The following is a 12,389-nucleotide window of genomic DNA, read 5'->3' on the forward strand; positions in this document are numbered from 1 at the left end:
TTGGATTGGGGTTTATGTGGGTTCCCCCATTTGTTCCCCCAAACTCAAAAAGCCTCTTGAATAGTTAGAGTAAAGAGATTCTATTATTAGGCAAAATTAATTTCAACAATAAAAATGCTTCGAAGGATAATATCCTAGTAGTCATAGAAATGCTATTCGCTCTGCTAAAATGTCAAGTTTTTTGACCAAAAAACTTGACATTTTAGTTTTTCTCGCTGTGGTTTTACGAATGCAAAAGATATAAAACGAGTTTGAAATAGCTTATTTTCTGAATTTGAAGGCATAGATAGATTTTAGAATATATAAATAACAATCTATAGTTGTTATTTATGGTTAACTAACTGATATTATATGTTTAAGGAAAATAAATTAATTATATTTTGTCCAGTTTTTTAATTAAAAAACTGGACATTTGTGTTATATTTGTGCTGGAGGTATAAGAAAATGAAAGTAACAAGTTACATAGGCAATAAAATTGCTAGATTTCCTAATGGCTATGTTTTTAGCTATAACGATTTTGTGCAGGAAACAAGTAAGACAGAAGCTATTATCAAGGCTCTGAACCGAATGGCAAACGCTGGTAAAATAGAGAAATTATCAAAGGGGAGATATTATAAACCAGAAGCCACTGTATTCGGAAATTTACAGCCTGCTCAATATCAAATTGTCAAAGACTTGCTGGAGGAGGATGGAAAAATTATTGGGTATCTAACAGGTTTTAGTATCTATAATCAGTTAGGGCTAACTACTCAGGTAAGTAATATAATTCAAATTGGTCGAAATGATGTTCGTCCTATGTTTAAAAGAGAACGTTATACTATCTCTTTTTTGAGGCAGAAAAATATTATTACGAAATCCAATATTCCCTTGCTTCAAATATTAGATGCTATTCGTTATATAAAGAAAATACCCGATGCCTCTGCTAAGGAATCCATCAAACGATTATTATGTATTGTGAAAGATTTATCTGACACAGACAAAAAAAACATGGTCAATCTTGCTTTGAAATATCCGCCAGCAACTAAAAGTTTATTGGGGGCTATGCTTGAAGAAGTTGGGGATTTTGCACTGATTGAACCTTTGCGAAAAACATTAAATCCGATTACCTCTTACAAACTTTATGGAGTTGATAAAGTGCTTTCAACAACTGCTAAATGGAATATCAAATGAAATTACATGATAATAAAACACTTTTTCGTCAGGCAATAGAATTTACTGCACAGGAAATGGGGATACCAGCAATTTATGTAGAGAAAGATTATTGGGTGACCTTTGTCCTTTATGAGATTTTTAAAAGTGACATCGGCTCTGAAACGATTTTTAAGGGCGGTACATCCTTATTGAAATGTTACCGTTACATCCAACGATTTTCAGAAGATATAGATTTAGTAGTATTAAGAAGAGAAGGTGAAAGTAATAACAAACTGACAACAAAGATTAGAGAAATTAGTCGGATTGTTTCTGAAAAACTAACCGAAGTTCAGGTTAGTGGAATAACTCAGAAGATGGGTATGAACAGGAAAACAGCACATACATACGCCAAAGAGTTTAATGGGAACTATGGACAAGTAAAAGATACTATTATCGTGGAGGCAACATGGCTAGGCTATTATGAGCCTTACACTACACAGCCAATAAGTTCTTTTGTTTTTGATATGATGATGAATCGTAAGCAAGAACATTTAGCAGAAGAGTATGGATTATTACCTTTCGATGCACAGGTATTAGAGCCAAGAAGAACGATTTGTGAAAAGATAATGAGCTTAGTCCGATTTTCTTATGGAGAAAACCCTATTGATGATTTAAAGAAGAAAATTAGACATAGCTATGACCTTCATCAACTGTTAAAAGTGGAAGAACTCTTGGACTTTTTTAACTCTCAGGAGTTTGACAAAATGCTTTTAAAAGTTGCCAACGATGATGTTGTAAGTTTCAAGAATAATAACGAATGGCTTGAAAACCATCCTAAAGATGCGTTGATTTTTGCGAATGTTGAAATGGTTTGGGAGGACTTAAAAGAGGTTTATAATGGAGATTTTAAATTTTTAGTGTTTGGTAGTCAGTTTCCTGATGACAAAGAAATACTTGCCACACTTCAATACATCAAGAGCCGAATTGTTGATATAACGTGGGATGTTAAAATTGAAGGGAAGTGACAATTAACTATGCTTTGTTCAGCGAGCAAATAGAGAGTCACAAAGAGAATAGAGACGATTGTAAACAGATTTCATAGAATCAGAGTGCGTTCTCATTTATTCTAGGCAGCGGGAAACTTCTATACTATAAAAGTTATAAATATATACTTGAAGAGGGATAGATGAACCTAATAGCTCAGTCATTGAATGGCAATAAGTCAGAAGAACGGTTTTTGTACCTAGATATTATTCGCCTATTGGCAACGATGATGGTTTTCTTGGTTCACTTTAATGTGAAAATTCAAGCTTCATATCCTCTTGGGAAAATACTAGGCTCTACCATTTTCTTGAATCAGTACTTGGGAGATGTGGGCGTAACCCTATTTATTATTCTTTCAGGTGCTTCATTAATGATTACTAAGAGTGAACATTTTTGCACTGTATCCTTTTATAAAAAAAGATTCTTATCAATTTACCCACCTTTTTGGATTAGTTATATTGCTGTAGCTCTATTGTTCATTTTATTGGGAACTACTTGAGGGGATGGACAATATTGGAAGGTCGTTTTGTCTGTTATTGGTTTAGATGGTTTCTTCTTGCTTAAAATGTCTAGCTACTACTTAGTTGGAGAGTGGTTTACTGGCTTTATCATTTTGGTTTATTTGTTTTTCCCTCTTCTTCGGCGAGGTGTCATAAATGCCCCAATAATTACGGGAGTATCTTTATTAATACTTCATATCCTGATGATTGAATTTTATCCTAATTCGTTTTGGATACCAATTAGATGCAATCCAATAATGAGGTTATCCGAATTTGCTTTTGGTATGTTTTTTATGAATTACCTCTGTAAAAGAAGTGATTCTAAATGGATTTATATAATTGCCATCGGTACTTTGATTTTATGTTTAAACTATAAGCCTCCTATTCATAGTCAGACCTTTGCTTTAATATCTGGTGCCAGTCTGTTTCTTAGTCTTGTCTATTTAATGAAGAATTTACATTTCCCTCATCTTGTAGAAAAAATAATAAAACAATGCTCTTTGTGGTCTTTCTTGGCATTTCTCCTTCATCATAGAATAATATTTTTCTTATCAGATAGAGTGTCTCCTATCAATTTCTCTTTACTTGAAGTGCTTGTCTATTTCATCACTGTTGTTTTGCTGAGTTTTATTGGGGCATCGTTATTAGATTTTCCTACAAAATGGCTGAAAAAGAAGCTTGAATTACTCTTGTTTCCTTCTTAAGACTAGGTTACTGACAGGATGTTATTGATTATGGAGTGTATTGATGAAAAGAATAGGACTTTATCTTTTTTATGATAAAGATGGCGTTGTAGATGATTATGTTATCTATAAGCTGAGGCAACTACGGCAACATGTTGATTACATACTTTTTATTTCTAATTCTTCACTCAATGGAGGCAATTTACAAAAGGCAGAGTCTGTATCTGATGAAATATTGTGTCGGGAAAATGTTGGATTTGATGTATGGGGCTATAAAGAAGGATTAGCTCATATTGGAAAGCATAAACTTGCTTTATTTGATGAACTAATACTATTGAACTATACTTTTTTTGGTCCAATATATCCATTTTCCGAACTCTTCAAGACTATGGAGAGTTCGGAATGTGATTTTTGGGGAATTAGCGACCATGGGACTATTGCCCCGAATCCTTTTACAGGCAAAGGAGTTCTTCCTGTTCATATACAGTCTCATTTCATTGCAGTTAGGTCTCGTATTTTTAAATCTGATAGTTTTAAACAATATTGGGAAACGATGCCTCAAATCAAAAGCTATGATGAGTCTGTTGAAAAACATGAGTCAAGATTTACCGAACACTTCCATAAATTAGGCTTTAAAAGTTGCGTTTATTGCTCACACAAAGATTACTCCAGTAACTATCCACTATTCTATGATAGCAAAGAAGCTCTCTCCAAACGTATTCCAATTTTAAAGAGAAGACCTTTCTTTCATGAACCACTTTTTATAGATAAACAGGCGGTTGATTTAAAAGAGACACTTGAGTTCATAAAAACACAGACCTCTTATCCAGTTGAATTGATTTGGCAAAATGTGCTAAGGACAACACGACCTAAAGATTTATATTCAAATTTAGATTTGGTAAAGGTGTTTTCTTCTGAGCAAGTACCTCCCTTGCCAAAAAAAGTTAGAATAGCCGTTTTAGCACATGTTTTTTACCCAGATATGTTGACTGAAATCCATAATTATTTACAAAACATTCCTTGTGATTTTGATTTGATTATTACTACAGGTTCACAAGAATCAGCAAAGGAGATAGAGGTATTTCCTTTTGAAGATACCTTTGCCAAACATGTAAAAGTTTATGTTGTGGAACAAAACCGTGGAAGAGATATGGCGGCTTTGTTTATCACGTGTAGGGATATAAATCTTATTGGAGAGTATGATTATATCTGTCGAATACATTCAAAAAAATCTCCACAAGTAACTAATAATGCTTCACAACTTTTCAAAAAACACATGTTTGAAAGTCTTTTGTCTAGTAAAGGCTATGTCCAGCAGTTGATTGCTTTTTTTGAAGACCATCCAGAGGTTGGAATGATGATTCCTTCTATGATACATTCTGGAGGTTTTCCAACATTAGGTCATAGCTGGTTTACAAATAAAGAGCGAACAGTAGAAATAGCTGAGAAGCTAGACATCAAAGTACCATTTGATTATCCTGTTCCTCATGCTGCTTTTGGGACGATGTTTTGGTATCGCCCAGAGGCACTGAAGCGATTATTCGAATATCCTTGGCAATGGGATGACTTTGATGAAGAACCCAATCATCAAGATGGAAGCCTTGCGCATGCTTTGGAAAGGCTTTTGGTGTATATGTCACACGATTCAGGATATGTGGCATACGTTATTGCCCCAACCAATATTATAGCAAGCAATTATGCGAGATTAGAGTATAAAGCCAATAGGATAATGGCACTCCATTCAAGTGGAGATGTATTTGCCCAAGTGCTTGAATCCATAGGAATGAATGAGGGGAGAATTTTACTAAAATATGTTAAATTATCCATCAAGAAAAGATTTCCAAGACTTGTTCCATATCTTAAAATCCTCTATACAGCTAAGCGTAAGTTCTTTAGGTAAGTGAGGATATACCATGCGATTAGCGATTACAGGTGCTGGTGGTTACATTGGAAAACATGTTGCCCAAAAAGCTTATACACTTGGGCATTCGGTTTTAAAGATTTCTCGGACAGAATCTTCTAAAGACATTGTTCACAAGCTGGATGTGCTAGAAGCAAGTCAGGAAGATATTGTTCATCGTTTTTTAGAGATTGATGCCTGCATTCATTTGGCTTGGCAATCTGGCTTTAACCACCAAAGTTCCTACCATTTCGAAAGTGTCTTAAAACATTACTATTTTATTGAAAAACTAATTCTTTCGGGAGTGAAAAATATTACAGTAGCTGGAACGATGCATGAAATAGGATATTTTATAGGCGAAGTGAATGAGTATACTACTTGTAATCCAATTAATCCTTATGGCATAGCAAAGAACTTCCTCAGACAATCTCTTTTACATTTGTGTCGTCAAAATCAAGTGTCACTAAAGTGGCTTAGATTATTTTATATCACAGGGGATGACGAAAATAACAACTCGATATTTAATAAACTACTTAGTGCCGAGAGGAATAAGGAAAAGACATTTCCACTTAATAGTGGAGAAATGCTTTTTGATTTTATTCATGTAGAAGACCTTGCTGACCAAATCATTCAAACAGCTCTGCAAACTACTTATACTGGTGTTATTAATTGTTGTAGTGGTACTCCAGTAAGTTTAAAGACCAAGGTTGAACAATTTATTTTAGAAAAAGGGTTATCAATTAAACCTGAATACAATAAGTTTCCACGTAGAGAGTATGACTCTTACGCTATTTGGGGAGATGCAAGTATCATTAAGACAATCATGTCATCTATTCCTAACAGAGATATTGGTAAATAAAATGAAAATTCTCCTTTTGGGAAGTAATGGGCAATTAGGCTGGGAGCTTCAACGTGCATTGGCTTCCATTGGGCAGTTAGTTGCCTATTCTCGTGAGGAATGTAATGTTGAAGATTTTGAAACTCTTCGAAAATTGATAGAACAAGTCAGCCCAGACATAGTTGTCAATGCCACCGCTTATACAGCAGTGGATAAGGCGGAGAATGATGTTGATAAAGCCTATTTGGTCAATGCCGAAGCTGTAAAAGTCATGGCTGAAGCATGTGAGCAAGAAGGTGCTTGGCTGGTACATTATTCTACCGACTATGTCTTTGATGGATTGAAAAAAAGCCCTTACACAGAATCTGACATCCCAAATCCATTAAATATTTATGGACAGAGTAAGTTAATGGGGGAAGAGTATATTAGAAAAATATGCTCCAAACATATAATATTTCGGACGAGCTGGGTTTTTTCAACGAGGGGACGTAATTTTCTCAAATCTATTATCAATAAAGCTAGTGAAGTAGATACTTTGCAAATAATAGATAATCAATACGGAAATCCTACGTCAGCAGAATTGCTTGCGGATGTAACGGCAAATGTCCTCAATAAACTAGGTGTTAGAAACTGTGACTCTACTTTCTCTGGCTTGTATCATTTGTGTTGTGATGGATATACAAGTTGGTACGCCTATGCCCACTATTTGTTACATCGCTCTCAAGAATTGGGGATTACTCGAACCTTACCATCTTTGATACCAGTAACTTGGCAATAATATGCTTCTGTAACCCAAAGACCAGAAAATTCTCGACTAGATAATTCTAAGATAAAAAACGTATTTTCACTAACGTTGCCTCATTGGACGTTTTTTTTAGAGAGGACGCTTCAGGAAATTTCAAATAAAAGTTAGCGAATAATCAATTCCAATAATTCCATTTGATATGTCATTGATTTCCTTTTCAACATTTCCCAAGTTTATCATTCATTAATCAATCTTCGATTGTATTGACTAATCAGAATGAATTCCTTTATCAATTCGTCAGTATCAGAAACATTCTGATATTTCTGATACTGATTATTTATTTCATTAGAAGGGAAGTTGAATGCCAAATAAGCCAATCCCAATTCTTGAACCATTACTCGACCGAAAGGCAGCAGCAAATTATCTAAGAGTGACCGTCGGTACTTTAGCTGTTTGGGATTGCACCAAACGCTATGACCTTCGTCCTCTTAAAGTAGGGAGGTCTGTCAGATACCGTCTTTCTTCATTGAATGAATTCATAGAACGACAGCTTAGTCGTTAAAGGGCGGGTAAGAAAAGTTCTGCGAAAACTCTTCTTACCCTAGCTCAATATCACTGTTCTCTTAGAGGGTCACAATGAATATAGAACTAGCTAAACATATACCTATTTCCGAAATATTGGGCAAGCTTAATATTCTACCCAAGAGGGTTAGTAAGAAAGAATATTGCTATTTATCTCCTCTCAGAATTGAGAAAACACCCAGCTTCTTTGTAAATATTCAACATAATCTTTGGTACGACCACGGCTTGGGTATTGGAGGCGATTTGATTTCTTTTGGTCGCTATTATCTGGAAAGCAGGAATGAAGACCACACCACTTCTGATGCTCTTCGATGGATTAAAAATATATATCAGTACCAATACACGCCTGATATTTCTTTCATTCCTGAATTGCAAGCAGAGAATAATCAGGAGGAAGATTCTTCTCTCATTCTAAAATCCAAAAAATCAATCAACCATTTAGGGCTGATTCACTATCTTGAAAAAAGAGGTATTCCTCTCAATCTGGCAAAACAATTTCTTAAAGAACTTCATGTTCAAAACAAGCGAACGAACAAAAGTTTTTATGCTTTGGGCTTTCCTAATGAAGAAGGTGGCTTTGAACTGAGGAATCCTTTTTTCAAAGGCTGTTTAAGACCCAAAGCAATTTCTTTTATTCGTGGCACAACTCCCAAACCAGAAGGCATCCATCTTTTTGAAGGATTCATGGATTACCTGTCGGTTGTCTCACAACTCAATGGCAAGAAAATCAAAGGTGATACCATTGTTCTTAATTCATTGTCCTGCATAAAACAGGCTTTGCCCTACATTCAGAATTACGGTTATCGTTTTTATTATACATGGTTCGATAACGACAATGCCGGCACGAGAGGAAGCGAAGTGCTTGCTGATTTTCTCAAAGCAGAATCATCGCTTAAACAAGTCAAAATGAATAAAGTGTACCAAGCTCATAAAGACGTAAATGCTTGGCACATGAAAACACTTGGATTGTAGGAGTAGGGCATGAATGACAAAAAAGAAATGCTTCAACTTTTCAAAGTAGCTGAAATAGAATTGGTGTATCGAAGCAAAATTAAAGCAAAAGATAGACCCCTAATCACTCATTCGTTCGATGCTTATGAAATCCTTAGAAAGACTTGGGACGATAGCAAGATAGAACTATTGGAACAGTTCAAAATATTGCTACTTGATAGAAAAAACGCTTGCTTAGGTATTTCTGAAATAGCAAGTGGTGGGACTGACTATTGCCTTATTGACCCTAAGTTGATTTTTATGACGGCTTTGAAAGCAAATGCTTCGGCAATTGTCTTAGCACATAACCATCCTTCTGGAAATCTAAAGGAAAGCCAATCAGATATTGAACTGACAAAGAGAGTTATGCAGGCGGGTGACTTTCTGGGAATAAGAGTGCTCGACCACTTAATTATTACCGCTGATGGATATGCCTCTTTTGAAGATAAGTCACTTATGCCCAGGTGAGCTTGGTTTCATTTAGCCTGATAGTGCTTCGGTATCTTTCCTTCTTTTTTCTGATTGGTTTTTGATATTCCTTGTCAATTCTTCGTGATGAAAGTAAGGATTCTAGGACGGAGATTTACCTGAAGCACTCATTCCACCAACAATAATTTTCGCCTGCTTCGCATTCCCCGCCCAACCAAAATTCTTGCTGGTTCATTCGCTTTAACTTCAGGTCTATCAATCCCCGTCATCCTTACTTACGGAGAATTGAAAATGAATGCTTCAACAAAAAAACCAACCAGAAAACCTTCCAAACGCTTATCAAAGGAGGCTAAGTTGACTAATGAAACCCCATCTCAAAATGATATTTACGCACGAGTGACCAATAAAATCCTTGCAGATTTAGAAAAAGGCAACCTGACATGGCGTAAACCGTGGAATTCAGAGCATCTTGCTGGACAAATTACCCGTCCGCTTCGCTGGAATAATATTCCTTACACAGGTATCAATACACTGATGCTTTGGGGAACTTCCGCAGAAAAAGGCTATGTTTATCCGCACTGGATGACTTACAAGCAAGCAATCGACATGAAAGCAACGGTACGAAAAGGCGAGAAGGGAACTCAGGTTGTCTATGCCGATAATATTTTCAAAGAAGAGGAAACAGAAGGCGAATCCAAAGTCACCAAAATACCTTTCTTGAAATCTTATACAGTATTCAACGTTGCCCAAATAGAGGGCTTGCCAGAAATATTCTATCAAATTCCTGAGCCTGTTATCACTAATCCGCAGCAGCGTATAGAAGAGCTTGAAAGCTTCTTTGCACAGACCAAAGCAGATATTTATACAGGCAAAAAGGCTTCCTACAATCAGGGTTTGGACAATATTCAAATGCCACCGTTTGAAAGTTTTGTTGATGCTCCCAGCTATTATGCAACGTTAGCCCATGAGCTTACTCATTGGACAAAACATCCAAAACGCCTAAACCGTGATTTGGGACGCAAACATCATGCTGATGAAGGCTATGCCAAAGAAGAGCTTGTGGCTGAGTTGGGAGCTTGTTTTCTGGCAGCAGATTTAGGTTTTGAACCCATGCCAGTAGAAGAACATGCAGCTTATATCCAGTCGTGGCTAAAAGTCCTGAAAGACGATAAGCGATTCATCTTCTCAGCAGCATCCCATGCACAAAAGGCTGTTGAATACATCCACAGTTTGCAAACTCAGGAGAATTTTACTCCTTCTTGAGGGAGTAATTTAGGGTTTAGCGTTTGATTAGTCTATCAAATCACCAATTTCTTTTGTCGGTTGAATGATTGCTAGAAGCATAGCTTCAACGGCTGTGACGACGCTTATCCCTCCTTTTATTGCATAAAAGGCTCTAACGACTTCGGAAAAAAATAGATAGCGAGCTACGATTTTTTTCCTTCGGGGAGCTTTCACCGCCTCATGAGCTTTTTAGCTTCTATCATCAACAACAAAGAAAGGAGATTTGATGATGTCTAACCAAAAAGAAACCAACCCTAAAATGCCAACCCACACAGTATATTTCCTAAAACACAATGGAGATGATGCAAAAGCTGAATGGATTAAAGCTGGCGTTGCATGGGAACATACCGATGGAGAAGGGCTTAATCTATCGCTCGACAGTCTGGGACAGAAAGTTGCCCTGACGGTTCGTAAGAACAAAGCCTGATAAATTAAAATCTAATCTGGTCAGGGGAAACCTTGACCAGATTAGTAACTTTTAATCTTTTGAAGTCTGCTTTATGTATTATTGAAATTCTTATACTAACATTCATAGTATATGCTTTTTCAAAAGCTTTTAAAATAAGATTACTCATATTATTCATTGTATTTTTCAGTACATTTTTTAACTTTGAATAGAGCTAAGAATGTTCAGAGAAGAATTGTAATTTATGTATTTTATTTTTTAAAAGCTAAATATTAAATTTTAAACACACTAATTCTTTATATCATGGATTTATCAAATTACCTCAAACAAAAAGCTAAAAATCTTCTTAGCTATACTTTTTATCCAAAGTATTCTGCTGTATTTGTCAAGGCAACCTTTTTTATTATTTCAATAATAGCACTTACTGGATGCTCAAAAGCTTTGGAACCTGAACCTGTAAAAATTAATATCCCTAATTTAAATAAATTGGGGTATGGTAATGATATTACACGGGACAATATAAGTGCAAGTTCAACTACTAGTCCTATTATTGATGTTGAAAGTTTTTATAGAAACAATAGAGATAGAATTATTATAGATTCATCAAGTAAGCAAGGATATTCAGATGAGATTTATGCAGAAAATGCTTTGGATTATGCCCTTCAGTTTAAAGCCAAAGTAAAATTTGGACTCCCCATTTTCAAACCTATTTTATCTGCTTCTTATTCAGATACAAGGACATTTTCTTCAAAAGAAGTTTATAGCAGATACAAAGTAATTCATGAACGAAAGAGGATACACATTAATGCAACAAATGAATTTCTTCAAAAGTATCTAACGAATTCTTTTAAAGAAGATATAGCAACGCAGTCAGCAGAATATATCGTGAAAAACTATGGGACACATTTGTTAAAAGGAATAGTGTTAGGTGGTATATTTGAGGCATCATATAGTGCACAAACTTCTAATTCAAATCGACGAGTTGCAGCACAAGCAGGGATATCAATACCATTGAAAAATTTCTTCAAATTTAATCTTTCTTCAAGTTTTGATGTATCTATTGTACAGAAAAATACTAATGAGCACTTGTATTTCAAGACTACTGGAGGTGACCCATCGGTTGGTTTTCAAAAAGAAGTTAACCTCTCATCAAGCAATATTTCGGGAACAATAGATATTAATGGCTGGCAACAAAGCGTTAACAAGGCTACCGCTGAACTAATTGATGTTCAAGAGAATGGGCTTATTCCTATAAATCAATTAATTGCCGACCCCATTAAAGCTAAAGAAGTTGAGAATTACATAGCTCAATATTTATTAGATAGACAAGTTACACTTGAACCATTACCACCAGCAGTTTTTGAATATTATGATTATAATTTAGGTAGACATGCTTATAGCCTTAGTGATGTACCTACTATATATGGTACTTATAGTAATGTAGGTTCAGTTTTTAGTGTTCAAAATAAATCAATATCAGGAGCTGTTGAGGTTTATGAGTTTTATAGTGCGGAGAAAAATGATAGAATGTATACAAGGAACAGAAACCCAAATGCGGCTGGATATGCCTATGTTGGTGTTACATTCTATGCTTTCCCAACTCAAATAGCAGGTACAGTTCCAGTTTATGAATATTACTACGAGAAAAAGTCAAATAAGAAGATGTACTATGACCATTATTACTCTACAACTAAAGGTATTCCACAAGGAGATCCAGATTGGCATTATATAGAAATTGCTTTCTATGCTTATCCATGATTTTGTGTCATCCATTTTAAATAATTTAGATTTAATTGTAGTCTGATTCTTTCATTACTAGCTTAGCTATTGTCTATGGGTATTGTATTATAATCACCA

13 protein-coding genes are annotated in these 12,389 nt (G+C 35.4%); all 13 read left to right on the forward strand.

The features are described from left to right. Nucleotides 1-444: 444 nt before the first annotated feature. The 13 genes from HNP25_RS00360 to HNP25_RS00420 all read left to right on the forward strand — a co-directional run bounded on the left by HNP25_RS00360 (nt 445) and on the right by HNP25_RS00420 (nt 12,290). On the forward strand, nt 445-1,170 hold the full coding sequence (locus HNP25_RS00360; protein ID WP_184128405.1) for a DUF6088 family protein: 726 nt from the start codon (nt 445-447) through the stop codon (nt 1,168-1,170). Further along, a complete protein-coding gene (locus tag HNP25_RS00365) occupies nt 1,155-2,156 on the forward strand; it encodes a nucleotidyl transferase AbiEii/AbiGii toxin family protein (RefSeq protein ID WP_229202742.1) in 1,002 nt (333 codons plus the stop codon). The genes HNP25_RS00360 and HNP25_RS00365 overlap by 16 nt, the downstream gene beginning before the upstream one ends. Nucleotides 2,157-2,317: 161 nt before the next feature. Further along, nucleotides 2,318-2,674, forward strand: coding sequence for an acyltransferase family protein (locus tag HNP25_RS00370; protein WP_184128408.1), 357 nt, complete (start codon nt 2,318-2,320; stop codon nt 2,672-2,674). 66 nt (nt 2,675-2,740) lie between these two features. Beyond that, nucleotides 2,741-3,379, forward strand: a complete 639-nt coding sequence (locus tag HNP25_RS00375; protein ID WP_184128411.1) for a hypothetical protein — start codon at nt 2,741-2,743, stop codon at nt 3,377-3,379. Nucleotides 3,380-3,422: 43 nt separating this feature from the next. Next, nucleotides 3,423-5,258 carry a rhamnan synthesis F family protein gene (locus tag HNP25_RS00380; RefSeq protein ID WP_184128413.1) on the forward strand — a complete coding sequence of 612 codons (1,836 nt, stop codon included), beginning with the start codon at nt 3,423-3,425 and terminating at the stop codon, nt 5,256-5,258. A 13-nt stretch (nt 5,259-5,271) separates the two neighbouring features. Beyond that, complete coding sequence (locus HNP25_RS00385; RefSeq protein WP_184128416.1) at nt 5,272-6,117, forward strand: NAD-dependent epimerase/dehydratase family protein; 846 nt, start codon at nt 5,272-5,274, stop codon at nt 6,115-6,117. 1 nt (nt 6,118) lies between these two features. Further along, complete coding sequence (gene rfbD / locus HNP25_RS00390) at nt 6,119-6,874, forward strand: dTDP-4-dehydrorhamnose reductase (RefSeq protein ID WP_221432350.1); 756 nt, start codon at nt 6,119-6,121, stop codon at nt 6,872-6,874. 328 nt (nt 6,875-7,202) lie between these two features. After that, nucleotides 7,203-7,403: a helix-turn-helix domain-containing protein gene (locus HNP25_RS00395; protein ID WP_184128419.1), complete on the forward strand. Its 201-nt coding sequence runs from the start codon at nt 7,203-7,205 to the stop codon at nt 7,401-7,403. A 74-nt stretch (nt 7,404-7,477) separates the two neighbouring features. Beyond that, nucleotides 7,478-8,395 (forward strand): toprim domain-containing protein, encoded by a 918-nt coding sequence (locus tag HNP25_RS00400; protein ID WP_184128422.1) that lies wholly within the window; start codon nt 7,478-7,480, stop codon nt 8,393-8,395. 27 nt (nt 8,396-8,422) lie between these two features. Further along, nucleotides 8,423-8,881 (forward strand): JAB domain-containing protein, encoded by a 459-nt coding sequence (locus tag HNP25_RS00405; protein ID WP_229202743.1) that lies wholly within the window; start codon nt 8,423-8,425, stop codon nt 8,879-8,881. Between the two features lie 252 nt (nt 8,882-9,133). Continuing rightward, the gene (locus tag HNP25_RS00410; RefSeq protein WP_184128428.1) at nt 9,134-10,105 is read left to right on the forward strand and encodes an ArdC family protein; all 972 of its coding nucleotides are present in this window, start codon (nt 9,134-9,136) and stop codon (nt 10,103-10,105) included. Nucleotides 10,106-10,352: 247 nt separating this feature from the next. Beyond that, the gene (locus tag HNP25_RS00415) at nt 10,353-10,553 is read left to right on the forward strand and encodes a hypothetical protein (protein WP_184128431.1); all 201 of its coding nucleotides are present in this window, start codon (nt 10,353-10,355) and stop codon (nt 10,551-10,553) included. A gap of 282 nt (nt 10,554-10,835) precedes the next feature. After that, nucleotides 10,836-12,290: an MAC/perforin domain-containing protein gene (locus tag HNP25_RS00420; protein WP_184128434.1), complete on the forward strand. Its 1,455-nt coding sequence runs from the start codon at nt 10,836-10,838 to the stop codon at nt 12,288-12,290. The last annotated feature ends 99 nt before the right edge of the window (nt 12,291-12,389 follow it).

This window comes from Arcicella rosea (assembly GCF_014204325.1).
Classification (GTDB): domain Bacteria; phylum Bacteroidota; class Bacteroidia; order Cytophagales; family Spirosomataceae; genus Arcicella; species Arcicella rosea_A.